We start from the raw sequence: 24,504 nt of genomic DNA, 5'->3' as shown, positions 1-24,504 counted from the left end.
TTATCGGCAGCAACGGGCCTTAGCCGAAGGGGCGGATCGGGTCCTTGCCGTCCCAGCCCTGCGCGGCTTCCCAGAAGCCGGTGAACGCTGCGTCCATCCCCGGATTGGCCGGGATCAGCTCGACGAAACCGGGCTTGTCCGGCCCGCCGTCCATATAGGCGACCGCGCCGCCGGTCGGCACCTTGGCGCGAAAGGCCAGTTCGTAACCGCGGGCTTCATAGTCGGCGATGCCGGCATCGACATCCTCGAGCGCGATGCCGACATGGTGGAAGCCATAGCCGAGCCGGTCGACGGTTTCCTTATAGACCGAGGGATTGTCATCCTTGGGCTGGATCAGCTCGATATTCATATGGCCTGCAAAGCTCATCGCGATCGCGACATCGGCAGTGGACTGCGCGCCGCGATAGACCTGGTCGTCGCCCGTGAAACTTTCGAGCAGGAACCAGGGGCCGACATTGGCGTCCCGCACCCAGAAATCGATCGCTTCGCGAATATCCTTCACGACGAAGCTGGTTTGCATGATGCCGCCGATGGGTTGGCCGAAACCAAGCGTTTTCATATTCGCTAGCTCCCAACCGCGATGACGACCTTGCCGAACAGTTCCGGCGAGGACTGATATTCGAAAGCGGCCTTGGCCTCTTCGAACGGGAAGACCTTGTCGACGACCGGCTTGAAGCCGCTATCGTCGATCAGAGCATTCAGCCGCCGGGCCATGCCGCGCGATCCCACGAAGATGCCGCGGATCGATGCGCCCTTGAGCATCAGCCCGTGCGGCGAAGTATCGCCTTCGCGCGTCAGCACGCCGATCAGCGCAATCTCTCCGTTGAACCCGACCGCGGCGATCGACTGGGCGAGCGTGCCCGCGCCGCCTACCTCGACGACATGGTCCGCGCCGCCCTTGCCCGAAAGCTTTGCGGCCTCCGCGCCCCATTCGGGCGTTGCGCGATAGTTGATGCCTTGGGCCGCGCCGAGCGCCTTTACCCGCTCCAGCTTTTCATCCGACGACGAGGTCGCGATCACGGTTGCGCCGCGCGCCCTGGCGATCTGCAGCGCGAGCAGCGAGACGCCGCCGGTACCGAGCACCAGCACGGTCGAGTCCGGCCCGGCCGCCTTCGGACCCTCCATTAGCGCGTGCCAGGCGGTAACGCCGGCGCAGGGAAGGGTGGCCGCTTCCTCGAAGCTCAGGCTTTCGGCAATGGCGACGACGCCCTGTTCGGGCAGCGCGACATATTCGGCGAGCATGCCGTTGGCCGGCGGCGCGCCGAGCGCGGGGCCGGCACTAGGATTGGGCGGGCCGTCGTCCCAGTTCTGGAAGAAGGTGCCGGCGACCCGGTCGCCCGGCGCGAACTGGGTGACACCGGAACCGACCGCCTCGACTTCTCCGGCGCCGTCGGACAGCGGGATCAGCGGCATCGTCGTGCGGCCGCCGAAATAATTGCCGGTCATCACCGCCTGGTCGCGATAGTTGAGCGAACAGGCATGCACCTTGATCAGTACCTCACCGGGTCCGGGCTCGGGCTTGTCGAGTTCGACCAGGTGAAGATCGTCCAGCGACGATGCGCCTTCGGTGAGTTGCCACGCTTTCATTTCCATCTCCTGCTTCTTCCCTGAAGTGGCAAAGCGGGGGCGTGGGCGCAATTGAATCGCGTTTCGCCCGGTGAAAAGGATGAAGTGAGAAGGGCGAAGTGAAAGGCCCTAACTCAGCTGCTCCAGCGCGGTGCCGATCCGCGCTGCGGTCGCCCTGAGGGTTTGCAAATGCCGCTCGACCACCTTCTCGGTCGAGATCCGCTTGGTCGGCCAGGTGATGTTGAGCGCCGCCACCGCCTCGTCGCGGGAATAGATGGCGACCGCCATGGACTGGCGTCCGTCCCGCACGACCGCCTGCTTGTTCCGGTCCGGCCAGTCGAAATGCGGCTCGCGGAGCGAATAGCCGCGCTCGCGGATTTCCCGGAGGATCGCGTGGAGCTTCGCCTTGCTTTGGTCGCTGGCGCCCGGCGGACGCAGCCGCGCGATGATCGCATCGCGCTCTCGCTCGCCGCAGGCGGCGAGATAGGCGCGGCCGGTGGCGGTGTGGATATAGGATAGCGGCACCCCGACCGGGCCGAGCGTAGCGGAATCGAGCCGCAACAAGGGGCTGTTCGTTTCGATGATCTCGATATGGTCGAGCCGCGGCGCGCCAAGCACCGAAGGCCAGTTCGCCTTGGCCGAGAGTTCCGCCATCGGTTCGGTGGCGACCTCGGCCAGGGTCTCGGCGATATCGACGGCCGGGCTGAACTGGAGGACGTGGCTCGCAAGATAGGCGCCGTCGGCGAGCCGCTGCCATACCAGCCCCTTGCCCGCGAGCGTGACGAGGATGCGCAGCAGCGTCGCCTTGGGCAGGCCGAGCCGGACGTGAAGATCGTGCAGGCTCACCGCGCGCGCGCGACGGATTTCCATCAGCACATCGACGCCGCGCTCCAGCGCTCGTATCGTTTTGACCTTCTGTTCTAGCATCTGTACCCCGATTTCACTCTGTGCAACTTATATCGGCCTAATCGAGCTGGCAATCTTGATGGCGAGGCGCGGGGCGGGAATCATCGGATTAACGAGATAATTGCGAGAGGAAGCGCGCGATGGCGAAGCCCAAGGTGCTGTTGATCATCACCCAGGACACCAAGGAAGAGGAAGGCCGCTTCGTGCGTTCGGTGATGGAGGAAGCCGGCGTCGATGTGGTCCATCTCGATCCTTCTATCCGCAAGACGGTGGGCGGCGCCGAGATCGCGCCCGAAGAGATAGCCGGGGCGGCCGGCAAGACCATCGAAGAGGTTCGCGCGCTCGGCCATGAAGGCAAGTGCCAGGCGGTGATGATCGAAGGCGCACTGAAGATCGCGCTGGAACGCCATGCAGCGGAGCCTTTTTCGGGCGTCATATCGGTCGGCGGATCGATGGGCACATCGCTCTCGACCGCGATCATGCAGGCCTTTCCCTATGGCATTCCCAAGCTGATGGTCTCGACCATGGCTTCGGGTTTCACCCAGCCCTATGTCGGCGTGAAGGACATCATCATGTCCAACGCGGTTACCGACATTTCCGGCATCAATTCGATCAGCGGAGACGTGTATCGCAACGCCGCGCTCGCCATGGCCGGGATGGCCAAGGGATATGATCCCGCCGCCCATGAAGGCGACAAGCCGCTGGTCCTCATCACGACGCTGGGCACGACCGAGAAATCGGTGCGGCGCATCCGCGAGGCGCTGGAAGCCGATGGCGCCGAGGTGATGGTGTTCCACAGCTCGGGCGGCGGCGGGCCGACCTTCGATGCGATCGTGAAAGACCGAAACGTTGCGCTTGCGCTCGATCTTTCGACCACCGAGATTGTCGACCATCTGCTCGGCGGCCTTGCCGATACCGGCCCCGAGCGCGGCATGGCCGCCCTGCGCAAGGGCGTGCCGACCATCATCGCGCCGGGCAATGCGGACTTCATCATCGCCGGGCCGATCGACGTCGCCGAGCAGCAGTTTCCCGGCAAGCGCTACCATGTGCATAATCCGGCGCTGACCGCAGTTCGCACCGAAGCAAAGGAGCTTGAGATACTGGCCGATCATCTCGCGAAGATGGTGGGCGAGGCGACGGGGCCGGTGCGCATCTTCACGCCGCTGGGCGGCTTCTCCAACCATGACAGCCCCGAGGGCCATCTCTACGACACCAGTCAGCCCGGGCCGTTCGCCGCCTATCTGCGCAAAGTCGTGCCGGACGATGTTCCCGTGGATGCCGTCGACGCGCATTTCAACGACGAGGCATTCTCCGATACGATCGTTGCAGCGGCCCGCGACTATCTGAAAGCTGGAGCGAAAGCATGAAGGGGGACCTGCCCCTGACACCGGACGATGTGAACGCAATCGTCGCGATCCTCGACGGCGGCCAATATGACCGGCTCGACATCCGGACCGGACGGTTCCGGTTGCGGGTGGCTAGGTCCGAAGACGGGCCGGATGGAGAAAAGGGAGGGTGGACGCAGCAATGGTCGCTGGAGGACGATGAGCCCGTGGCCGCCGAGGCCGAGGCGGCGGCATCCGAAGAAAGCGAAATCCCCGAAGGCATGACCGCGATCCGCGCCACGCTACCCGGCACCTTCTATCGCGCGCCTTCGCCGGGCGCCGATGCGTTTGTCGAGGTCGGTGACATGGTGGAACCGGACACCCCGGTCGGCATTATCGAGACGATGAAACTGTTCAATCCGGCAGCGGCGGGCTGTTCCGGCGAGATTGCGGAGATCTGCGTCGACAATGCCGAGATGATCGCCGCGGGCCGGGTGCTGATGCTCGTCAAATGATAAAAACCCTGTTCATTGCCAATCGCGGGGAGATCGCGCTCCGCGTCATCCGGACGGCAAAGCGGCTCGGCATCGAGACGGTGCTCGGTGTTTCCGAGGCGGATGTGCGCAGCGCGGCGGCCTGGCTGGCGGATCGGGTCGCGCCGGTCGGCCCGGCGCCGTCCGCGCAAAGCTATCTCTCGGTCGACAATGTCGTGAAGGCGGCGAAGGCGAGCGGCGCCGATGCGCTCCATCCCGGCTATGGTTTCCTTGCCGAAAATGTGGCGCTGGCGCGGGCTTGCGCCGAGGCGGGCATCGTCTTTGTTGGCCCTGCCCCGGAGAGTCTGGAAGCGATGGGCGACAAGCTGATGGCGCGCACCGTCGGGATCGCGGCAGGGCTTCCCGTGGTTCCTGGCGGCGAGGCGGCGGACAAGGACGCCGCCCGGGCGCGTGCCGAAGAGACCGGCTATCCGCTGCTCTTGAAAGCGGTGTCGGGCGGCGGCGGCAAGGGCATGAAGCGGGTCGACGAGCCCGCCGATCTCGACGCGCAGATCGACATGGCGATGGCCGAGGCGCAGGCCGCGTTCGGCGATCCGAGGGTTTATGTCGAGCGCTTCATCGCGAGCGGCCGCCATGTCGAGGTGCAGATATTGGGCGATGGGACAAGCGCCATCCATCTGGGGACGCGCGATTGCTCGATCCAGCGGCGCTTCCAGAAGCTGGTTGAGGAAGCGCCCGCGCCGAACCTGCCCGACGACAAGCGCGCGGCGATCGAGCAGGCCGCCGTGCGGCTCGCCGAACATCTCGACTATCGCGGGGCGGGGACGGTCGAGTTTCTTGTCGACGCCGAAACCTTCGATTTCTTCTTCCTGGAAATGAACGCGCGCATCCAGGTCGAACATCCGGTGACCGAGGCGATCACCGGTATCGACCTGATCGAGCAGCAGATCATCATTGCGGACGGGTCGCCGCTGTCGCTGACCCAGGAGATGGTCCGGCCTTTCGGTCATGCCATCGAGGTCCGCATAAACGCCGAGGACTGGCGCAAGGACTTCCAGCCTTCGCCCGGCATTGCGTCAGCGGTGCGCTGGCCTGCCGGCGCCGGCATTCGCGTCGATACCCATATCTTCGACGGCGGAGAGGTGCCGCCTTTCTATGACTCCCTCGCGGGGAAGCTGATCGCTCACGGCAAGGACCGGGGCGAAGCGGTGGCGAAGCTCGGCGCAGCGCTGGGCAATTTCGCGCTGGCAGGCATGGAAACGACCGCCGGCCTCCACGCCGCCATCGCCGCCGATCCGCGCTTCATGGAAGGCGGTGTCGACACGCGCTTCTTCGGGGAGTTCGCCCATGGCTGAGATCAAGCTTGTCGATGTGTCGATCCGCGACGGCAACCAGTCGCTCTGGGGTGCGACCGGGCTCGATACGGCGCAGATATTGGAGATTGCCGGCCAGCTCGACCGGGTCGGCTTCCATGCGATCGATTTCACTTCCTCGACGCACATGGCCGTTGCCGTGCGCTATTTCAAAAACAATCCCTGGGAACGCATCCGCCGGGTCCGCGCCGCGATGCCCCATTCGCCGCTGCAGCTTATCACCACCGGCCTGCGCTTTATCGCCTGGCAGCAGGCGGGGCCGGATTTCATGCGCGTCGTCTATCGCACCTTGCAGAAGAACGGCATCCGCCGCTTCATCATCCTCGATCCGATGCACGATGCCGATGCCGTGATCGAGGCCGCGCGCATCGCCAAGGAAGAAGGCGATGCCGAGGTGATGGGCGCGCTGACCTTCACCTTGAGCGAAGTCCATGACGACCAGTTCTATGCCGATTTCGCGGCCAAGCTCGCGACCTCGCCGCATATCGACCTGTTCTACCTGAAAGATCCGGGCGGGCTGATGTCTCCCGAGCGGGTGCGGACCCTCGCGCCGGCGGTCAAGGCCGCGATCGGAGACAAGCGGCTGGAAATCCATGCGCATTGCACGATCGGCTATGGGCCGGTGACGAGCCTCGCCGCCGCCGATCTCGGCATCATCGATGCGGTGCATGTCGGTATCGGGCCGCTCGGCGATGGCAGTTCGCTGCCGGAAGCGGGGCGGATGGTCGCGAACCTGCGCGAGGCCGGGCATGAGGTGCCGATCGACGACAAGGCGCTCGCCAATGTCTCGGACTATTGGTGGCGGCTGGCCGAAGCCCAGAACCTCGCGCCGGGAACCCCGCAGGCCTTCGACGCGAGCTTCCTGCGCCACCAGATCGCCGGCGGCGTGATGACGACCACCTTGCGCCAGCTCGAGGAGTTGCAGCTCGGCCATCTCTTTCCGCGCGTGATCGCGGAGACCGAACGGGTGCGCGCCGAGCTCGGCTATCCGATCATGGTGACGCCCTTCCCGCAGATGGTGATGACCCAGGCGACGACCAACATCGTCAGCGGCCAGCGTTACAGCCAGGTGTCCGACCAGATCCTGCGCTACGCGCTCGGCAAGCTCGGCCGGCCGACCAGTCCGCTCGATCCCGAAGTGCTGGACGCCATCATGGACCGGCCGCGCGCGAAGGAAATCGCGAGCGAACCCGACTTTCCCGACTATGCGGATCTCCGCAAACGCTTCGGCGAGTCCATGCCCGACGAGGAGTTTCTGCTCCGCGCGGTAATGCCCGGGGACCAGGTCGACGCGATGCTCGCCGCCGGGCCGAGCGGATCGCACTATACGCCCGAAGCCGCGCCGGTGCTGGAGCTTTTGAAAGAAATCGCCGCCCGTCCGGCCGCTCGCGACATCGTAATCGAACGGCCGGGCTTCCGCCTCGCCCTTCATGCAGGAGCATCCACCGGTGCAGCTTGACGAAAATATCGCCGCGAAGATCGCCAACGCCAAGGGCGTGATCCTCGACATGGATGGCACGATTGCCCTCGGCGACAAGGAATCGGGCGGGCACAAGGCGCTGCCCGGCGCGCTCGACCTGCTTTCCGCCTTTCGCCGCAGGAACATCCCGTTCCGCGCCTTCACCAACGGCACGGCGAGTTCGCCGGCCACTTATGCGGGCATCCTGCGCGCCGCGGGCTTCGAGCTGGATGACGGGGAGTTCATGACCCCGTCCTCCTCAACGGCCCGCTGGCTCTCGGAGCAGGGCATCGGCAAAGTGCGCGTGCTCGGCACCGAAGACGGCAGCGTGCCGCTGATCGAAGCGGGGATCGAGGTCGTCGGGCCACGGGACGAAGCGGAGGGCGTGGAAGCCGTCTACACCGCCTGGTTCCGCACCTTCAGCTATCCCGATCTCGAAGCCGCCTGCCATTCGGTGTGGGACGGTGCCCAGCTCGTCTCGGCGAGCCATGTGCCTTTCTTCGCCACCGAGGGGGGCAGGGGGATCGGCACCAGCTTCGCGATCAACACGATGATCACCGCGCTGACCGATGTGGAGGCGAAGGTGCTCGGCAAGCCCTCGCAGGTTGCTTTCGACGCGGCCCTCGCCTCGATGGGTCTCGCGCCGGAAGACGCGCCCGCGGTTGTCGTCTTCGGCGACGATCCGCTGCTCGAGGCCGAGATGGCGCGCAATGCCGGGGCGGTTTCCGTGGCGATGACGACGGGGCTGACCGATGCGGAAAGTTTCGCCGCGCTGCCCGAAGCCAAGCGCCCGCATCTGATATTGGATTCGCTGGAGCCGTTGATACCGTTTCTGAAGTGATGCCGAAAAGGCGCGCTATACCAAAGAGTTGGGAGAGGATGATATGAAAACGCTGGACCAGTTCGATATCGCCGGACGGTCGGGGATTGTCACCGGCGCGGCCTCGGGCATCGGCCTTGCCTATGCCGAAACCCTGGCCGAGGCGGGGGCGAAGGTGACGCTCGTCGATATCGACGAGGAGGGCGCCGAGCGCGAGGCCGAGCGGTTGCGGGGCGAGGGCGCCGAGGCGCGCGCGGTGAAGGCCGACGTCCGCAACATCGACGAGGTGGCGGCGGCTTTCGACAGCCATGTCGAAGCTTATGGCAGCTGCGATATCGCCTTCGCCAATGCCGGCTATGATGCCGGCGAGGGCTTCTGGACGCCCGAGGGCAAGCGCAACCCCAAGGGCCAGATCGACGTGTACGACATGGAGCGCTGGGAAAACTCGATCAACGTCAACCTGTCGGGCATCTTCCGCACGATCCGCGAAGCCGCGCGGGTGATGAAGCAGAACGAGGCCAATAGCGGCCGCCGCGGCGGCAGCATCATTGCGACTTCGTCCAACGCGGCGATCGTCAACGAGGCAATCGTCGGCTTGCCCTATATGCCCGCCAAGGCCGGCGTCCGGCACCTCGTGCGCCATGCCGCGTTCGAGCTTGCCGCCTTCGGCATCCGGGTGAACGCGATCGCGCCCGGCCCGTTCGTCACCAATATCGGCGGTGGCTGGCTGAAAAAGGATCCGGCGGCGAAAAAGGCCTGGGATGCGTTGATGCCCGCCGGCTCGGTCGCCGAAACCTATCAGATCAAGCCGCTCGCTTTGCTCCTTGCGTCCGACGCCGGCAGCTACATGATCGGCAGCCATGTGATGATCGATGGCGGCATGGCGCTGGGCGGGGTGAAGCCGCTGGAATGGGCTGAGGAATAGCGAAAACGGAAATCCCCTTCTCCTTGATGGGCAGGGCATTTTGAAATCGCGGTTGGCTTTGCCGCACTCCAGTAGGTAGCCTCTACCATATGAGCATCATCGAAATATCGGGCGGCGATCTTTCCATCGAGGACATCGCCGCCATCGCGCGCGGCGCGCAGGTATCCCTGAGCGACGACGAGGCCGTGCGTTCCCGGATCGAGGCATCCCGACAGGCCGTGGCCGACGCCATCGAACGCGGCGAGGAGATTTACGGCGTTTCGACCCTCTTCGGCGGGATGGCCGATCGCTATGTCGTGCCCGAGCTACTGGCCGATGTTCAGAAGATCGCGCTCTGGCAGCACAAGAGCACCACCGGCCCGCGCGTCGCGCATGAAGACGTTCGCGCGGCGATGGCGCTGCGCGCCAATTCCTTGATGAAGGGCGTGTCGGGCGTGCGCTTCGAGATTATCGAGCGCTATGCGACCTTTCTCAACGCGGACGCCGTGCCGCATGTTTTCCAGCGCGGATCGATCGGTGCGTCGGGCGATCTCGTGCCGCTTACCTATATCGGCGCGTCTGTGATCGGGCTCGATCCGGCCTTCATGGTCGATTTCGAGGGCGCGGAAATGGCCTGCACCGATGTGCTGGCGAAGCTCGGCTATGAGCCGCTCGAACTGCTGCCCAAGGAAGGACTGGCGCTCAACAACGGCACCGGCGCCTGCACCGGCATCGCGTCGAACGCGATGGACCGGGGGCTCGATCTCGCCGCGCTTACCTTGGGCGTGCAGGCGCTGTGCGCCCAGGCGCTGCTCGCGACCAACCAGAGCTATGCGCCCTTCATCCACGCGATGAAGCCGCACGCAGGGCAGGTCTGGGTGGCCGGGGCGATGGACGGGCTCACCCGCGGTTCGGCGCTGATCCGCGACGAGGCGGCGGGCAAGCGCGGCCACCGCAAGGGCAAGCTGATCCAGGACCGCTATTCCTTGCGCTGTTTGCCGCAGTTCCTCGGCCCCTGCATCGACGCGCTGCGCGTCGCCGCCGGGCAGGTTGAAATCGAGGCGAGCTGCGCCAACGACAATCCGCTGATCGACCCCGATACGGGCGAGATCTTCCATACCGGCAATTTCCTCGCCCAATACACGGGCATCGCGATGGACCAGCTGCGCTTTCATATCGGCATGATGGCCAAGCATCTCGATGCGCAGCTGGCGATCCTCGTTACGCCCGAATTCAATTATGGCCTTGCGCCCTCGCTGGTCGGCAACAGCGACAACCCGATCAATATCGGGCTGAAATCGCTGCAGGTGACGACGAGTTCGCTGATGCCGCTGCTCCTCCATCTCGGCCAGCCGATCGTCGACCGCTTCCCGACCCATGCCGAACAGTTCAACCAGAACGTCAACAGCCAGGCGATGAACGCGGCCAATCTGGCGCGCGAGAGCCTCGACGCGTTCGAACACTTCCTCGCCGTCGCTTTGTTTTCGGCGGTGCAGGCGGTGGAGCTGCGCGCCAAGCTGGCGGCCGATAGCTACGACGCGCGCGAGATGCTCTCGCCGGGCACGGCAAAGCTCTACGAGGCCGCGCGTACTGCGGCGAAAGAGGCGCCCCGCGCCGACCAGCCGGTCCATTGGGACGATTTCGACGAATTCATCCAACCCAAGATCGAAGGCGTGATCGCGGCGATGGGTGCCGGGGGCCCGATTCTTTCGGCGCTGGGCGAAGTGCGGACGGCCATCCGGCGCGGCTAGCCGATCCTATTTGCCGTCGAGCAGACAGCCGGTCATGATCGCGTTTGGCGTTGGCGGATCTTAGGCGGAGCCCCCTCTCGAAAGGGAAGCGCCCCTCACACAAGGCTGAGTGGGAAGTTCGTGAAGTTTGGGCAATTTAATTGCGCAACGGCGGGCGGGTGGGATCCTCGTTGAGTTCGTCTCGAATCCAGCGCGAGGCCAGCAGCAGGTGGAAGATCGCCCAGAGGAACAGGCAGGCGATAGCCATCATCGCCTGGGTCAATCCGTCCGCCGAGGCGGCGGCGCAGGCCGCCGATGGCGCATCGACCAGGCAATCGGCCGCGAAGTTTCCGCCATAGGCGCGGGCGGTAAGGATATCGCTGAGCCGTCCCATGAACCAGGGCCCCAGGCCCGCCGAGAAGAGATTGACGACGATCCCGACCAGCGCCGAGGCGGTCGCGCGCATCCGGTTCCCGACCATATTCTGGGTGATCGCGGTGAGCAGCGGCGTTTGCGTATATTGGAGAAAGGCGATCAGGATGAGGGCAATCAGCGCCAGCTGCCAGTCCGCCTGCGGCAGGGCGAACAGATAGAGCGGGACGCACAGGGCGAGCGGTATCGCCGGCAGCCAAACATACCAGCGCAGGTCCCGCCGCCCCAGCCGGTCCGCCATGAAGCCACCGGCGAGCATCGACAGCATCGCAGGGACGCTGGACAGCAGGCCGAGGGTCAGCCCGGCCTGGGCAAAATCGAAACCGTGCTTGCGGACGAGCCAGGCCGGCAGGAAGAACATGATCGCGAAGACGCAGAAGGTCGCGATCATGATCCCGCCAATGCCGTGGATGAAGCTCTTTTTGCCGAGCAGGTGCTTGGCGACGTCGAGGGTGGAGGGGACGTCGGCGGCGCTGTGCGTCTGTTCCACATCGCGCACCGTGAGCCGGAAGAGAAGGGCGAGAAGGAGCCCGGGCGCGCCCGCGATCACGAAGGCCCAGCGCCAGTCGAGCAGTGAGGCAATCAGGCCGCCGCCCGCGGCCCCGGCAAAGGCGCCCATGGGAATGGAGAGATTGTAGATGGCGAGCATCGAAGCCCGCCGCGCGGCGGGCACCTTGTCCGCGATCAGCGCGATCATCGCGGGCTGTACGGCTTCGCCGACGCCGACGCCCATACGCGCGAGCAGCAGATGCCAATAGCTGACCGCCGCGCCGCACAGCATCGTCATTACCGACCATGCCGTGATGCCGACGGCGATGATCCCGGTCCGTCCCCGATGCTCGGCGAAGCGGGCGAGCGGCAGACTGGCAAAGGCGTTGAGGAAAGCAAAGGCGAGCCCGCCGAGCAGGCCGATCTGCGTGTCGGAAAGGCCGAGATCCTGCCGGATCGGTTCGGCGAGCGCGGCGAGGATCTGCCGGTCGATAAAGGCGAAGGTGTAGATCGCCGTCAGCAGCGCGATCGTCCAGATCGTGCCGGGTGCGAGCGGCGGGGGCTTGGCTGCGGCGGTCGGGGAAGCGGCGCTCACCTGCCTATTCGCCGACCATCTGGTCGATACCGGTCTTCTGCGTCAGCGCCAGCTTGTTGGCGCGGCGGCGGTCTTCCTCGACTTTCAGCCGCTCGGCCGGGAAATCCTCCTTGGGCAAGGCGGCGATCAGCTCGTCATGGATCTCGTCGAAATCCTGCGTGTATTCGCCATGGCTGAAAATCCAGAAATCGCCGCGCTGCATGCCCGCGAGCAGCCGCTGCCCGGCTTCCTCGATGCTCATGCCGTTCGCAAAGGCATCCTTCAGCGGCGCGAGCACCTCATAGCTGTCGGTGCCGAGCCCGCTTTCCTTATACTGTTCGGGACGGTTCAGCCCGGCATTCCACGCATTCGACGCGATGAGCCCGGGGCACATGATCGAGGTTTTGAGGTTGGTCGGCGCGAGATTGTAGCGCAGCGATTCGGTCAGCCCGCGCACCGCGAACTTGCTTGCCGTGTAGATGCCCGCCTGCGGCCCGGCGAGATGCGCGGCCATCGACGCGACATTGACGACATGGCCGGGTTCGCCATGGGCCTTCATGCCGGGGAGCATCGTCACGAGGCTGTTAACGATGCCGCCGAAATTGACGCCCATGATCCAGTCCCAATCGTCATAGGTCGCCTCTTCCATCGGGCCGAAGACGCTGACCCCGGCATTGTTGCAAAGAATATGGAGGTTGCCGCGTTCGGCCGCGATGCGATCGCGAACCTCCGCCCAATTGTCGCGGTCCGCGACGTCGAGCTTTACGAACAGCGGCTCGGCATGGCCGTTATCTGCGAACCAGCGCGCCGTTTCCTCGCGATGCTCCTCGTTGCGATAGCCGATGATGCAGTTCATCCCGGCGCCGGCAAAGGCCTTGCAGATCCCGAAGCCGAGTCCGCTGACGCCGCCCGTAACGAGCGCGTTGCGCCCCTGATATTCGCTCATGCCAATTCCATCCTCTCGGCGCGCACGCTAAACATTGTTATCGTTACCGACAAGCAAAGCGGGAGAGGATGATGCGGATCGAGCCGGGGCTGGAATTTGTCTATGAAGCGGGCGGGGAGCTCGGCGATCCCGTGCCGATCGGCGAGACGCCGGACGGCACGCGGCGGATGATCCCGATCTATGAAGGGCCGGTCGAAGGGCCGAAGATCAAGGGCCGATTGTTCGGCGGCGGCGCCGACTGGCAGTTGACCCGCCATGACGGCGTTACGGTTGCCGATGCGATCTACGCGATCAAGACCGACGACGATGTCGTCATCCAGATCCGCAACCGCGGCCTGCGCCACGGCCCGCCCGAAGTGCTGGAACGGATGATGAGCGGCGAGGAGGTCGATCCGGCCGAATATTATTTCCGCACCGTGCCCGAATTCATCGCGCCGACCGGCAAATATGACTGGCTCAACAAGTCGATCTTCGTCTGCGCCGGCGCGCGTTTCAGGAACGGCATCAAGCTGTGGGTCTGGCGGGTGACCTAGACCGGTTCTCCGGCAGCCCGGGCGCGGTCCAATACCCTGGGCTCGTCTTTCCGGTAGCGCAGCACGGCATAGCCCGAAAGCAGCGCGATCGGCGCGGCCAGCCAGTAGAGCGACAGGATCGCCTGGCCCAGGTCGCCGCCATTGAGATCGCTGATCAGGCCCACCGAATACGGACCGAGGCCGAGGCCGATGATCGTCATCGACAGGATGTAGAAGCTGATCACCATCCCGCGCATCCGCGGCAGCACCAGTTCCAGCAGGCTGGCATAGATGGACGGCAGCCACATGGTGAGCGTCAAGCTGTACACGGTAAAGCCGGCATAAAATCCGAACAGGGATTCAGTCGTATAGGTGTAGATCGCAAAAACCGGAGAAATGGTGAGGGACAGGAAGGTCACCATCAGCCGCCCGGCCTTGGTCCGGCTTTCCGCCCAGTCCGAAACCGGCCCGGCGATCAGCGGCCCGGCAATGCCCAGGATCGTGATGAACGGGCCGAAGACCAGGCCGACCTGGGTCGCGGTAAGATCGAATTCGTTGATCAGATAGGCGGGCGTGAATCCCATGATGCCATAGTTGATCACGGTCTGCAGCGAGGCGACCAGGACGACGACGAGCAGGGCCGGATTGCCGCCGATCGTTGCGAAGGCGGGACGGTCGCTGATCCGCAGCGTCTGGAACCAGTTGAGCAGGACATAGGCGCCGAATCCCGAGACGACCCATTGCACGGCGTTGCCGGTAAGGCCCCCGCCGCCGATGGGAATCGCGATCGGGTTCACATCGCGCAGGGAATCGGTCCAGGCGGTCAACAGCATCACGCCGATCACGATCAGGGCGAGGCCGCCGATATTGATCGCCCAGTTTTTCGGGCCCGCGCGGGTCCGCAGGAAGCTGATCCACACTCCGATCGGCAGGATCGATGCGAGAACATGGCCGCTGGCCTTGAAGGGGGCGGGATCGGGTTTGGCGATGACGCCGTCGGCGACGCCGCGGATCGGCTCCGGGAGCCGCCAGATCAGTACCGCGAGAACGAGCCCGGGAAGCGCCGCGCCGATAAAGGCGGCCTGCCAGCCGGCAAGCGCCAGCGGCGCGCCGACGCGGCCGGGATAGGCGGCGTCCCACCAGTCGGCGATCGAGCCGCCGATAACCAGCGCCGCGCCGAGGCCGATCGAGACGGCGACCGCGAAAGCCGCGCCGATCCTGCCGCGCCACCGTTTCGGGAAAGCATCGGAGAGGAGTGAGAGCCCTGCGGGCTGCGCGCTGGCTTCGCCGATACCGACGCCGAGCCGCGATGCCGCGAGCAGGCCGAACCCGTTGGCGAAGCCCGCCAGCGCGGTCGCGAACGACCAGGCGGCGAGCGACAGCCCCAATTGCTTGGTGCGCACCCAGCCATCGGCCAGACGGCCCAGGGGCAGGGAGAAAATCGCGTAGAACAGCGCGAAAACCGTGCCGTAGAGCAGGCCCATCTCGGTGTCGCCGACCTGCAGGTCGGCCTTGATGCGCGGCAGCAGGATGGCGAGGATCTGGCGATCGACCATCGACATGGCCTGCATCAGCACGATGAGGATCATCGCATAGATAGCGGTGCGGCTGCCGAGTTCCCCCGAGGCTTTCAGATAGGGATTTTTCCCGGTCTCTGCCGCTGGCGTGTTCAAAGCTTGAAGACCCTCTCCGCGTTGGTCTGCATCAGCTTCTTCTTGGTTTCGAGCGGAATGTCGAGCAGATCGTGCGCGCGGACCTCGTCGGCGACGAATTCATAGGGATAGTCCATCGCGTACATCACCCGGTCCTCGCCGAGCACGTCGAGCGAATATTTGATCGGCGGCTCCCAGGCCATGCCGCTCGTGGTGATGCAGACATTCTGCTGCATATATTCCGTGATCGTCTTTTTCAGCGGCTTCATCCGCTCGTAGCGGCCCGATTTGACGCCGGCCTGATGCATGTAATCGAGCCGGTAGAGCCAGTAGGGCAGCGCCTCGCCGCCATGGCCGACGATGATCTGCAGGTTCGGATAGCGGTCGAACACGCCGATGGTGATCAGCCGCAACAGGTGCAGGCCGACTTCGACGCCGAAGCCGAAAACCGCGCCGTCGAGGCCCGCTTCGAGGAACGGGTCGATCATCGCATCGGGCGGCGATTGCGGGTGGATATAGAGCGGCTGGTCCGCCTCGGCGCAGGCGCGGATGATCGGATCGAATTTGGGATCGTCCAAATATTCGCCCTTGGTATGGCTGTTGACCATCACGCCCCTGAAGCCGAGATCCTTGCCGCGCGCGATTTCGCGGGCCGACCATTCGGGATCCTGCGGCGCGATCGAGGTCATGCCGACATAGCGTTCGGGGTGCCGGTCGACGGCGTCCTTCAGATAGTCGTTGGCGCGCGAAACGATGCCCTTGGCCTCTTCCGCCTCGAACACCTGGACCCCCGGCGCGGTGAGCGAGAGGATGGCGATGTCGATGCCGGTCTCGTCCATGTGACGGATACGCTGCTCGTCGAGATCGAGCAGGCCCGACATGATCGCCTGGGCGCGTTCCGAAGGGGATGTGGCATAGAAGCCCCAGAGCGATACCGTGCCCTTGTCGGCCTTGCCCTCGCGCACGAGGCGCAGGAAACCGTCGATCTGCTCCTGGGTAGCGAAGGCTTCCTCGGTGGCGATACGCAGATAGCCGCGATCGCCCCCGGTCTTGAGTTCGTGGGTCATGTCTTCTCCGCTTTTTTCTAGGCTTCGTGCACGGCCTTTGTGACGAGACAGGCTTCGAGGCCTTCGGGCCCGTCTTCCGCGCCATGGCCCGACCATTTGACGCCGCCGAACGGCGAATCCGCGCCGCCGATCATCGTCGAATTGATGCCGACCATGCCGCTTTCGATTTCGCGGGCGATCCGCTTCTGGCGCGCCGAATCGGCGGTCCAGGCATAGGCCGCGAGGCCGTAGGGAAGGCGGTTCGCTTCGGCGATCATGTCTTCCTCGCCCTTGAACGGGTTGATCAGCGCGACGGGGCCGAACGGCTCCTCGTTCATGATCTCGGCCTCGAGCGGGATATCGGACAGCACGGTGGGCGCATAGAAATAGCCCTTGTTGCCGATGCGCTCGCCGCCGGTGTGCAAGGTCGCGCCCTTGTCCTTCGCGTCGCCGATCATCCGGTCCATCGCGTCGGGGCGGCGCGGATTGGCCATCGGGCCCATCTGGGTCCCGTCCGCCATGCCGTCGCCGACCTGGATCGTCTCCGCACGCTCGGCAAAGCCGGTGCGGAACTTCTCGTAGATATTTTCCTGGACGATGAAGCGGGTCGGCGAAACGCAGACCTGGCCGCAATTCCGGTATTTGTGCGGCACCATCGTATCGAGCACCCTGTCGACATCGACATCGTCGAACACCAGCACCGGCCCATGGCCGCCCAATTCCATCGTCGTGCGCTTCATGTCTTCGGCCGCGAGCTGCATCAGATGCTTGCCGACCACGGTCGAACCGGTGAAGCTCAATTTGCGGATGATCGGGGAGCCCAGCAGGTGCCGGGAAACCATGTCCGGCACGCCGAACACGGCCTGGGCCACTTCCTTGGGCAAGCCGGCGTCGTAGAGCGACTGGATCACCATCAGCGCGGAGGCCGGGGTCTCTTCGGCGGATTTCATGATCACCGAACAGCCCGCCGCGATCGGCGCGCCGAGCTTGCGGCCGGGATTGCCGATCGGGAAGTTCCATGGGCTGAACGCCGCGACCGGGCCGACCGGCTCCTTGACGACCGTCGAGCGCATCCCCGTGGGGCGGACCAATGTGCGGCCATAGATGCGCTGGCATTCGCCGGCGTAAAAATTGAACAGGCCGACATTCATCATCACCTCGATACGCGCTTCGGCGAAGGGCTTGCCCTCCTCCATCGTCGCGACCCGGGCGATATCGTCGGCGCGCTCGGTCATCAGCCGCGCTGCACCCTGCAGAACTCTCGCGCGCTCCGCGGCCGGGGTGTCGCGCCAGATCTTGAAGCCCTTTTGCGCCGTATCGAGGGCGCGATCGAGATCGGATTCGGTAGCGAGCGGCAGGTCGCCGATCTTCTCGCCGGTTGCCGGATTGACGACATCGAACGTGTCGCGGCCGCCGCCTGTTACGCGTTCGCCGTCGATCACCATGTAGAGAGAATCGGGATAATCGGTCATGCTTGTCCTTTCGGCCTTCCCCAACAGTCTGGCCGGTCCCTAACACGGCGCGTGCGGGGCCGCGATGGCCTGTCCGTGCGCGCCGGCCTGCCGGCCTTGCCATTCGTCTTGTTACAGGCCGGATGTTGGCCCGATCATTGAGAAATCCATATATGTTTGTTGCGTGCGAATGTCGAGTTTGTATGCAATACATAGCAATCTGCCGAATCGGAGGCAGGATATTGTGCCTAACCGCGGCAACAGCGGAGGGCGAACCGTTGGAGAGGATGATGGCGATCGCCACCGACAGCCGAGCGGCGATTCATGGAATGGTGCGCCTGGAAGCGCGGCCCGTATTGGGTAGCGCGTCTGGCCGATCGCCCCTTCTTCTCCCTGCCGCGCATGACGGCAACCCGGACGACGAGGAGTAGAAGCGTGCAGAATATCGAGGGAAAAACCGCGTTCGTGACCGGCGGCGCCAGCGGCATCGGGCTCGGCATCGCCAAGGCGCTGCTCGGCGCGGGCATGAATGTCGTCATCGCCGATATCCGCGACGATCATCTCGCCGAAGCCGGCGAAGAGCTGGGCTCGCCCGATAGGGTGCTGGCGCTGAAGCTCGATATCACCGACCGGGACGCCTATGCGAAAGCGGCCGACGAAGCGCAGGCGCGGTTCGGCAATATCCATATCCTCGTCAACAATGCCGGGGTCGGCGTGGTCGGGCCGACCGAGCTGGCGACCTATGCGGACTGGGACTGGCTGATGAACGTCAATCTCGGCGGCGTGATCAACGGCATCGTCACGGTCCTGCCGCGCATGGTGGCGCATGGCGAGGGCGGGCATATCGTTTCAACCGCTTCGATGTCCGGTGTCATGCCGCATCCCGGCGCCACGATATATGTCACCACCAAGGGCGCGGTCGTCAGCATGATGGAATCGATGCGCGGCGAACTGGAAGGGCGCGGCATCATCTGCTCGGCCTTTTGCCCCGGCGCGGTCGCGACCAATATCCAGAAATCGCAGGAAACGCGCCCGGCCGATCTGTCGGATACCGGCTATGGCCAGGCCGACAAGCGCCGCCAGCAGGCGGGAGATATGTCGCACCTGTTCCAGACCAAGGAAGAAGTCGGGCAGCGCGTGCTGCGCGGCATCCTTGCCGACGAGCTCTATATCCTCACCCATAGCGAGTTCCGCCCGGGCATAGAGGATCGCGCGGCGGCGATGGTCGCGGCGGTGCCCGACCTGCCGGAGAATGAGGAATATAAGGCGACCTTCGCGATGCTGTTCCGCAATCCGATTCACGCCGCCGAAGTGGAGCGCCAGTCGAGGCTCAATGCGGGAGAACCCCAATGATCGATATTGCAGGCCGCACGGCTTTCGTGACCGGCGGCGCCAATGGCGTCGGCATCGGCCTTGTCCGTGCGCTACTCGAAGCGGGCGCGAAGGTCGCGATCGCCGATATCCGCGAGGACGCGATCGAAAAGGCGCTCTCCAGCCTCGACAATCGCGAGGTGATGGGCGTGCAGCTCAACGTCATGGACCGCGAAGGCTATGCCGACGCCGCGGACACGGTGGAAGCCGAGTTCGGTCCGGTCAGCCTGCTCTTCAACAATGCCGGCATCAACCTGTTCCAGACGATCGAGGATTCCTCCTATGACGATTGGGACTGGGTGCTCGGCGTCAATCTCCACGGGGTCATCAACGGCGTGCAGACCTTCGCGCCGCGCATGAAGGACCGCGCCCTTTCGGGCGAGGTGAAGGGCGGGCACATCACCAACACCGCCAGCATGGCGAGCTTTATCGCCGGCGGCGCGCCGGGCATCTACAACACCGCGAAATTCGCCGTCCGGGGCCTCAGCTATTCGCTGCGCCATTCGATGTGCGATTATGGCATCGGCGTTTCGGTCGTGCATCCGGGGCTGGTGAAGAGCTATATCTACGCCAGCGACGATATCCGCCCCGATGGGCTGAAAGGCGCGATGAAGGCGGTCGACAAGGAGGCGGTCGAGCGGCTGGCGGGTCTCCACGAATTCGGCATGGAGCCCGATGTGATCGCCGCGCGCATCCTCGACGGCATCGCCGAGAACCGCGCCAACATCTTCACGCACCCGGACCACAAGGAGGAGCTGCGCGAACTGATGGACGAGATCATCGGGGACTATCGCGACTATCCGGAAGATAGCGGTTATGATCAGCGCGTCGCGTTCGAAAAGATGCGCCGCGACAGTTTCGCCGAAACGCGCCGAAAGGCGAAAGACGTCGGCCGAGGAGGAAGCGATGCAGGTTGAAGCGCTCGATCATGTAAACATCATCACCGGCGATCTCGACGGGACGGCGAACTTCTACGCCGAGCTGCTCGACCTGGACCGCCGCGACGGGCCGCCGCCGCTGACGCCGACCACCGCGCAATGGATGTTCGACAAGGAAGGCCGCGCGATCCTCCATATCAACAGCCTCGATTGCATCCGCGCCTATGACCGGGAAGTCGCGCCGGGGCCGACCGGATCGATCCATCACATCGCGCTGCGCTGCCGGGGCTATGATCGGATGATCGCAAAACTCGATGCGCGCGGCGCCGGCTATCAGGTCAATCTCGTCGAGGCGATCAACCTGAGGCAGATCTTTACCGAGGACCCCAACGGCGTCCTCCTCGAACTCAACTTCTTCGCAGAATAGCCAACCGGGAGAGCAACCATGGCCACACTCACCGCACCTTCCAGCACCAAATACGAGATCGTCGATGTCGAGGAGCCCTATGGCCATCTCATCAAGCGCGCCGGCATTGAAGGCACTTATGTCGGTGCCTCCGAAGACGAGAGCCCCTGGGTGCCGTTTGGCGACAACGCCGCGATCCGCCATCTCGCCTTCGACGTGCGTCAGAACGTTTATTGCAACATTCTCTGGATCAAGGGCCCGGGCGTGATTGGCACGCACAAGCATCGCGGCCCGGTCTGGGCGATCGGGCTCGAAGGCACGTTCCGCTATCTTGAATATGACTGGGTCTGCAAGCCGGGCGAGTTCATCACCGAGACGCCGGGCACCGCACACACGCTCGTCACCGACGATCCGAACGGCATGAAGGCGCTGTTCTGGATGCAGGGCGCCAACGAGTTTTACGATGAGGACGGCAAGTTCGTCGAAACCCTCGATGTCTGGTGGTTCATGAACCACTATGAGACCTATTGCGAAGAGCATGGGCTCGAAATCAACAAGCAGCTCTATCTCTAGCATGGCGACGCAGACAACCATATCGCCCGCGCCTTTCGCCGAGGCCGTGGCGCGGCTCCAGAGGGAGCTCGGCGCGGATATCGTCCATGGGCCGGGCGAGGCGGATATCGCACGCCATTCGCACGACTTCATCAATACCATGCCCGAAGGTCTTGAAATTGCTGGCATCGCCTATCCGCGATCGACCGAGCAGGTCTCGCAGATACTTGCCATCTGCTGTGAAGAAGGCGTCCCGGTGACGCCGCAGGGCGGGATGACGGGACTGGCGGGCGGGGCCGTACCCAACGTCCCCGCGCTGCTCTTGTCGCTCGAACGGATGCGCAAGATCGAGGAGATCGATCCGGCCGGCGCGACGATCACGGTCGAAGCCGGTGTCGTGCTCCAGGCGGTGCAGGAGGCGGCGGCCGAAGCCGGCATGTTCTTCCCGCTCGATCTTGGCGGGCGGGGCACGGCGCAGATCGGCGGCAATGTTTCGACCAATGCCGGCGGCAACCGGGTGCTGCGTTATGGGATGATGCGTGAACTGGTGCTCGGGCTCGAAGCGGTGCTGGCTGACGGCACGGTCGTGAGCTCGATGAACACGATGCTCAAGAACAATGCCGGCTACGATCTGAAGCAGCTCTTCATCGGCACCGAAGGTACGCTGGGCATCGTCACCCGCGTCGTACTGCGGCTGTTCCCCGAGGCGCGCAGCGTTTCGACCGGGCTGGTCGCGGTAAAAGACTATGCTTCGGCGCTGGCGCTGATGCAGGAAGTGAAAGCGGCATTTGGCGGCACACTTGCCGCGTTCGAGGTTATGTGGCCCGATTTCTACCATCTCGGCACGACCGCGCTGGATCGCCAGCCGCCGCTACCGCACGGCGCTGGGGTTTATGTGCTGGTCGAGACGCTGGGCACCGATGCCGAGCGCGACCAGGCGGCGTTCGAGCAGACGCTGGCCGATATTCTTGAAAAGGGGATCGCCGAGGATGCTGTGATCGCCCAGTCCGAACAGCAGCGCGGCGACATCTGGTCGATACGCGATTGTCCCGGCGAATTCCCCAAGGTGTTCTGGCCGCAAATCAGCTTCGACGTCAGCCTGCCGGCAGGGAAGATCGGCGATTTCGTTGATCTGTTGCGCGGGCGGTTGCTGGAGCGCTGGCCCGAGGCGGGGCTCGTTTTCTTTGGCCATATCGCGGATTCCAACCTGCATTTGTCGGTTCATCTCGACGAGGATCCGATGCCGGTCCATGCGATCGACGATGTCGTCTATTCGGCGACCGGCGAGTGGGGCGGATCGATCTCCGCCGAGCACGGCATCGGCACGGTGAAGAAGGAATTCCTCCACCATTCGCGCGGGCCTGAAGAGATCGCGCTGATGCGCCGCCTGAAGGTCGCGCTCGATCCGACTGGCATACTCAATCCCGGTAAGGTGATCTGAAAAAGCCCGATCTGAAAGCAGGAGAAACACGACCATGGGAATTTCCGCGAACGCCGCGATCTGCCGCTCGCCCGATACGCCCTTCACGATCGAGGAAGTGACTTTAGACGAGCCGCGCGCGGGCGAACTGGTCGTGCGGATTGCCGCCTGCGGCATATGCCACACCGATATGGCGGTGCGCGACGATCATATCCCGATCCCGAAGCCGATCATCCTCGGCCATGAAGGCGCGGGAACGGTGGAGCAGGTCGGCGAGGGCGTGACCCATGTGAAACCCGGCGACCGCGTGATCATCAGCTTCAACAGCTGCGGCGATTGTCCCAACTGCGACACCGACGCGCCAACCTATTGCTACAATTTCGGGCCGAACAATTTTTCCGGCTTGCGCGCCGATGGCAGCCATACAGTGCATATCGGCGAGGCACCGGTGCAGGCCAATTTCTTCGGCCAGTCCTCTTTCGCGACCCGCGCGCTGGCCCATGAACGCAATGTCGTGAAGGTTCCGACCAGTGCCGCCGATATTCCGCTGGAGCAACTTGCGCCGCTCGGCTGCGGGTTGATGACGGGGGCAGGGGCCGTCCTCCGCAGCATGGCAGTCCGCAAGGGCATGCCGATCGCGGTGTTCGGCACCGGCGCGGTCGGCCTTGGCGCAATCATGGCCGCGAAGATCGCCGGCGCCGATCCGATCATCGCCGTCGATGTCCACGACGCGCGTCTTGAGTTGGCGCGCGAACGCGGCGCGACCCATGTCTTCAACGCGAAGGGCGATCCTATCGCGAAGATTGCCGAGCTTTGCCCGCAGGGCCTCGCCTATGCCTTCGATACGACCGGGCTCAAATCGGTGATCGAGGACGCCTTCGGCCTGGTCGCGCCCAAGGGCATACTCGGCCTGGTCGGTGCCTCGCCGCCGACCGACATGCTTGCGCTCAATGAATCCGCGCTGATGGGGGGCGGCAAGAGGGTCATCGGCATTCTTGGCGGGGATTCGAATATCCAGGGCTTTCTCGAAGAGCTAATCGAGCATCATGTCGCCGGGCGCTTCCCCTATGAAGGCCTGATCCGCGTGTTTCCGTTCGACGAGATCAACGAGGCTTTTCATGCGGGCGAAAGCGGCGAGGTCGTCAAGCCCGTGTTGAAGATGCCGGAATAGGAGCGCGATGATGAAAGCCGCCGTCATGCAGGGGCTGCACAAGCCGCTCGCGGTCGAGGCCGTCGACGATCCGGCGCCCGAGGCCGGGCAGGTGGTGCTCAAGGTTGGCCGCTGCGGCATTTGCGGGTCGGACCTGCATATGACGGAGGACGAGGCTTTCGGCGTGAGCGCGGGCGATATTCTCGGCCACGAATTTGCCGGTGAAGTGGTCGAAGCGGCATCGGGTGTGTCGGCGCTGAAGCCCGGCGATCTCGTCTCGGTCATCCCGATCCGCGGCTGCGGGCAGTGCGAGAGCTGCAAGGCGGGCGAACCCGCCTGGTGCAGCCAGATGATGTTGCAGGGCGGCGGCTATGCCGAGTTCGCGGCGACGATGGAACATCAATGCGTGAAGCTGCCGGACGGACTGAGCCTCTCCGATGGCGCGATCATCGAGCCCGTCGCCGTGGCGCTGCACGGCGTGAACCTTTCGGGGCTGCAAAGGGGCGACAAGGTGCTCGTGCTCGGCGCGGGGCCGATCGGTCTCGCCACTGCCTTCTGGGCGCGGCATTTCGGTGCCGGAGAGGTCGTGGTGCAGGACATCGCCGACTGGCAAGAGAGCCGCGCGATGGAGATGGGCGCGTCGCGCTTCATCGTCGACAAGCACGATCCGGTCGGCGCCGCCGAACGCGCGCTGGGCGGCAAGGCCGATATCGTTTTCGAATGCGTGGGCGTTCCGGGGCTGATCGCGCAGGCGGTCGATCAGGTGCGGGTCAAGGGCACGGTGCTCGTGCTCGGCCTCTGCACCAAGCCCGACAGCTTCGTGCCGTTCACCGCGCTTTCGAAGGAGGTCCGCATCCAGACGTCGGCCTTCTTCACGGTGCAGGAATATCAGGCCTCGCTCGACGTGTTGGAAAAGGGCGCTGCGGAACCGCGCACGCTCGTGACCGACACCATTGCGCTGGGCGATGTGCCCATGCGCTTCGAGGCGCTGAAACAGCGGACGCATGACTGCAAGGTATTGATAAAGCCCGGCGAATGATCGGGCGGC

23 protein-coding genes are annotated in these 24,504 nt (G+C 64.5%); 15 read left to right on the top strand and 8 right to left on the bottom strand.

Going from position 1 to position 24,504, the window contains the following annotated elements; all coding sequences use genetic code 11:
- Positions 1 to 19 precede the first annotated feature (19 nt).
- The 3 genes from H6P80_RS13505 to H6P80_RS13495 all read right to left on the bottom strand — a co-directional run bounded on the left by H6P80_RS13505 (position 20) and on the right by H6P80_RS13495 (position 2,493).
- The gene (locus tag H6P80_RS13505; RefSeq protein WP_185801878.1) at positions 20 to 559 is read right to left on the bottom strand and encodes a VOC family protein; all 540 of its coding nucleotides are present in this window, start codon (positions 557 to 559) and stop codon (positions 20 to 22) included.
- Positions 560 to 564: 5 nt separating this feature from the next.
- Positions 565 to 1,587 (bottom strand): zinc-dependent alcohol dehydrogenase family protein, encoded by a 1,023-nt coding sequence (locus H6P80_RS13500; RefSeq protein WP_185802145.1) that lies wholly within the window; start codon positions 1,585 to 1,587, stop codon positions 565 to 567.
- Between the two features lie 108 nt (positions 1,588 to 1,695).
- Positions 1,696 to 2,493 carry an IclR family transcriptional regulator domain-containing protein gene (locus H6P80_RS13495; protein WP_185801877.1) on the bottom strand — a complete coding sequence of 266 codons (798 nt, stop codon included), beginning with the start codon at positions 2,491 to 2,493 and terminating at the stop codon, positions 1,696 to 1,698.
- Positions 2,494 to 2,612: 119 nt separating this feature from the next.
- Between H6P80_RS13495 and H6P80_RS13490 the strand changes: the two genes are divergently transcribed.
- From H6P80_RS13490 to H6P80_RS13460, 7 genes are all read left to right on the top strand, one after another.
- Complete coding sequence (locus H6P80_RS13490; protein WP_185801876.1) at positions 2,613 to 3,839, top strand: Tm-1-like ATP-binding domain-containing protein; 1,227 nt, start codon at positions 2,613 to 2,615, stop codon at positions 3,837 to 3,839.
- Entirely contained in the window at positions 3,836 to 4,312 is a 477-nt protein-coding gene (locus H6P80_RS13485; RefSeq protein ID WP_185801875.1) for an acetyl-CoA carboxylase biotin carboxyl carrier protein, read from the top strand. The genes H6P80_RS13490 and H6P80_RS13485 overlap by 4 nt, the downstream gene beginning before the upstream one ends.
- On the top strand, positions 4,309 to 5,646 hold the full coding sequence (locus tag H6P80_RS13480; protein WP_185801874.1) for an acetyl-CoA carboxylase biotin carboxylase subunit: 1,338 nt from the start codon (positions 4,309 to 4,311) through the stop codon (positions 5,644 to 5,646). The genes H6P80_RS13485 and H6P80_RS13480 overlap by 4 nt, the downstream gene beginning before the upstream one ends.
- On the top strand, positions 5,639 to 7,123 hold the full coding sequence (locus H6P80_RS13475; RefSeq protein ID WP_185801873.1) for a biotin carboxyl carrier protein: 1,485 nt from the start codon (positions 5,639 to 5,641) through the stop codon (positions 7,121 to 7,123). Before H6P80_RS13480 ends, H6P80_RS13475 begins: the two co-directional genes overlap by 8 nt.
- Positions 7,113 to 7,964 (top strand): HAD-IIA family hydrolase, encoded by an 852-nt coding sequence (locus H6P80_RS13470; RefSeq protein ID WP_328805018.1) that lies wholly within the window; start codon positions 7,113 to 7,115, stop codon positions 7,962 to 7,964. The genes H6P80_RS13475 and H6P80_RS13470 overlap by 11 nt, the downstream gene beginning before the upstream one ends.
- A gap of 43 nt (positions 7,965 to 8,007) precedes the next feature.
- A complete protein-coding gene (locus H6P80_RS13465) occupies positions 8,008 to 8,868 on the top strand; it encodes an SDR family NAD(P)-dependent oxidoreductase (RefSeq protein WP_185801871.1) in 861 nt (286 codons plus the stop codon).
- Between the two features lie 89 nt (positions 8,869 to 8,957).
- Positions 8,958 to 10,598 carry an HAL/PAL/TAL family ammonia-lyase gene (locus tag H6P80_RS13460; RefSeq protein ID WP_185801870.1) on the top strand — a complete coding sequence of 547 codons (1,641 nt, stop codon included), beginning with the start codon at positions 8,958 to 8,960 and terminating at the stop codon, positions 10,596 to 10,598.
- 136 nt (positions 10,599 to 10,734) lie between these two features.
- Here H6P80_RS13460 and H6P80_RS13455 read toward each other — a convergent pair whose 3' ends face one another.
- On the bottom strand, positions 10,735 to 12,093 hold the full coding sequence (locus tag H6P80_RS13455; protein ID WP_185801869.1) for a spinster family MFS transporter: 1,359 nt from the start codon (positions 12,091 to 12,093) through the stop codon (positions 10,735 to 10,737).
- A gap of 4 nt (positions 12,094 to 12,097) precedes the next feature.
- On the bottom strand, positions 12,098 to 13,018 hold the full coding sequence (locus H6P80_RS13450; protein ID WP_185801868.1) for an SDR family oxidoreductase: 921 nt from the start codon (positions 13,016 to 13,018) through the stop codon (positions 12,098 to 12,100).
- A gap of 71 nt (positions 13,019 to 13,089) precedes the next feature.
- Here H6P80_RS13450 and H6P80_RS13445 point away from each other — a divergent pair, with 71 nt between their 5' ends.
- Complete coding sequence (locus tag H6P80_RS13445) at positions 13,090 to 13,551, top strand: DUF3237 domain-containing protein (RefSeq protein ID WP_235973883.1); 462 nt, start codon at positions 13,090 to 13,092, stop codon at positions 13,549 to 13,551.
- On the opposite strand, the gene H6P80_RS13440 is transcribed toward H6P80_RS13445, so the two are convergent.
- The 3 genes from H6P80_RS13440 to H6P80_RS13430 are packed head-to-tail and all read right to left on the bottom strand — an operon-like array spanning position 13,548 to position 17,700.
- A complete protein-coding gene (locus H6P80_RS13440) occupies positions 13,548 to 15,203 on the bottom strand; it encodes an MFS transporter (protein WP_185801866.1) in 1,656 nt (551 codons plus the stop codon). The genes H6P80_RS13445 and H6P80_RS13440 overlap by 4 nt on opposite strands.
- Positions 15,200 to 16,249 (bottom strand): amidohydrolase family protein, encoded by a 1,050-nt coding sequence (locus tag H6P80_RS13435; RefSeq protein ID WP_185801865.1) that lies wholly within the window; start codon positions 16,247 to 16,249, stop codon positions 15,200 to 15,202. The genes H6P80_RS13440 and H6P80_RS13435 overlap by 4 nt, the downstream gene beginning before the upstream one ends.
- A gap of 17 nt (positions 16,250 to 16,266) precedes the next feature.
- Positions 16,267 to 17,700, bottom strand: coding sequence for an NAD-dependent succinate-semialdehyde dehydrogenase (locus H6P80_RS13430; RefSeq protein WP_185801864.1), 1,434 nt, complete (start codon positions 17,698 to 17,700; stop codon positions 16,267 to 16,269).
- 414 nt (positions 17,701 to 18,114) lie between these two features.
- Between H6P80_RS13430 and H6P80_RS13425 the strand changes: the two genes are divergently transcribed.
- The 7 genes from H6P80_RS13425 to H6P80_RS13395 are packed head-to-tail and all read left to right on the top strand — an operon-like array spanning position 18,115 to position 24,495.
- Positions 18,115 to 19,032, top strand: a complete 918-nt coding sequence (locus H6P80_RS13425; protein ID WP_185801863.1) for an SDR family NAD(P)-dependent oxidoreductase — start codon at positions 18,115 to 18,117, stop codon at positions 19,030 to 19,032.
- Positions 19,029 to 19,967, top strand: a complete 939-nt coding sequence (locus H6P80_RS13420; RefSeq protein WP_185801862.1) for an SDR family oxidoreductase — start codon at positions 19,029 to 19,031, stop codon at positions 19,965 to 19,967. Before H6P80_RS13425 ends, H6P80_RS13420 begins: the two co-directional genes overlap by 4 nt.
- Positions 19,957 to 20,355, top strand: a complete 399-nt coding sequence (locus H6P80_RS13415) for a VOC family protein (RefSeq protein WP_185801861.1) — start codon at positions 19,957 to 19,959, stop codon at positions 20,353 to 20,355. Before H6P80_RS13420 ends, H6P80_RS13415 begins: the two co-directional genes overlap by 11 nt.
- 18 nt (positions 20,356 to 20,373) lie before the next feature.
- Positions 20,374 to 20,907 (top strand): 2,4'-dihydroxyacetophenone dioxygenase family protein, encoded by a 534-nt coding sequence (locus H6P80_RS13410; protein ID WP_185801860.1) that lies wholly within the window; start codon positions 20,374 to 20,376, stop codon positions 20,905 to 20,907.
- 1 nt (position 20,908) lies between these two features.
- A complete protein-coding gene (locus tag H6P80_RS13405) occupies positions 20,909 to 22,327 on the top strand; it encodes an FAD-binding oxidoreductase (RefSeq protein WP_185801859.1) in 1,419 nt (472 codons plus the stop codon).
- Between the two features lie 34 nt (positions 22,328 to 22,361).
- Complete coding sequence (locus H6P80_RS13400; RefSeq protein WP_185801858.1) at positions 22,362 to 23,477, top strand: NAD(P)-dependent alcohol dehydrogenase; 1,116 nt, start codon at positions 22,362 to 22,364, stop codon at positions 23,475 to 23,477.
- Positions 23,478 to 23,487: 10 nt separating this feature from the next.
- Entirely contained in the window at positions 23,488 to 24,495 is a 1,008-nt protein-coding gene (locus H6P80_RS13395; protein WP_185801857.1) for an alcohol dehydrogenase catalytic domain-containing protein, read from the top strand.
- Positions 24,496 to 24,504 lie beyond the last annotated feature (9 nt).

It is taken from the genome of Parasphingopyxis marina, assembly GCF_014237875.1.
In the GTDB taxonomy this organism is placed as follows: Bacteria; Pseudomonadota; Alphaproteobacteria; order Sphingomonadales; family Sphingomonadaceae; genus Parasphingopyxis; species Parasphingopyxis marina.
Note: the sequence above shows the minus strand (reverse complement) of the source record. Positions and strands in the feature narration are given on the sequence as shown.

Coding starts and splice junctions, on each gene's coding strand:
- H6P80_RS13505 (WP_185801878.1), bottom strand. CDS start 559: ATGAAAACGCTTGGTTTCGGCCAACCCATCGGCGGCATCATGCAAACC.
- H6P80_RS13500 (WP_185802145.1), bottom strand. CDS start 1,587: ATGAAAGCGTGGCAACTCACCGAAGGCGCATCGTCGCTGGACGATCTT.
- H6P80_RS13495 (WP_185801877.1), bottom strand. CDS start 2,493: ATGCTAGAACAGAAGGTCAAAACGATACGAGCGCTGGAGCGCGGCGTC.
- H6P80_RS13490 (WP_185801876.1), top strand. CDS start 2,613: ATGGCGAAGCCCAAGGTGCTGTTGATCATCACCCAGGACACCAAGGAA.
- H6P80_RS13485 (WP_185801875.1), top strand. CDS start 3,836: ATGAAGGGGGACCTGCCCCTGACACCGGACGATGTGAACGCAATCGTC.
- H6P80_RS13480 (WP_185801874.1), top strand. CDS start 4,309: ATGATAAAAACCCTGTTCATTGCCAATCGCGGGGAGATCGCGCTCCGC.
- H6P80_RS13475 (WP_185801873.1), top strand. CDS start 5,639: ATGGCTGAGATCAAGCTTGTCGATGTGTCGATCCGCGACGGCAACCAG.
- H6P80_RS13465 (WP_185801871.1), top strand. CDS start 8,008: ATGAAAACGCTGGACCAGTTCGATATCGCCGGACGGTCGGGGATTGTC.
- H6P80_RS13460 (WP_185801870.1), top strand. CDS start 8,958: ATGAGCATCATCGAAATATCGGGCGGCGATCTTTCCATCGAGGACATC.
- H6P80_RS13450 (WP_185801868.1), bottom strand. CDS start 13,018: ATGAGCGAATATCAGGGGCGCAACGCGCTCGTTACGGGCGGCGTCAGC.
- H6P80_RS13445 (WP_235973883.1), top strand. CDS start 13,090: ATGCGGATCGAGCCGGGGCTGGAATTTGTCTATGAAGCGGGCGGGGAG.
- H6P80_RS13435 (WP_185801865.1), bottom strand. CDS start 16,249: ATGACCCACGAACTCAAGACCGGGGGCGATCGCGGCTATCTGCGTATC.
- H6P80_RS13430 (WP_185801864.1), bottom strand. CDS start 17,700: ATGACCGATTATCCCGATTCTCTCTACATGGTGATCGACGGCGAACGC.
- H6P80_RS13420 (WP_185801862.1), top strand. CDS start 19,029: ATGATCGATATTGCAGGCCGCACGGCTTTCGTGACCGGCGGCGCCAAT.
- H6P80_RS13415 (WP_185801861.1), top strand. CDS start 19,957: ATGCAGGTTGAAGCGCTCGATCATGTAAACATCATCACCGGCGATCTC.
- H6P80_RS13410 (WP_185801860.1), top strand. CDS start 20,374: ATGGCCACACTCACCGCACCTTCCAGCACCAAATACGAGATCGTCGAT.
- H6P80_RS13405 (WP_185801859.1), top strand. CDS start 20,909: ATGGCGACGCAGACAACCATATCGCCCGCGCCTTTCGCCGAGGCCGTG.
- H6P80_RS13400 (WP_185801858.1), top strand. CDS start 22,362: ATGGGAATTTCCGCGAACGCCGCGATCTGCCGCTCGCCCGATACGCCC.
- H6P80_RS13395 (WP_185801857.1), top strand. CDS start 23,488: ATGAAAGCCGCCGTCATGCAGGGGCTGCACAAGCCGCTCGCGGTCGAG.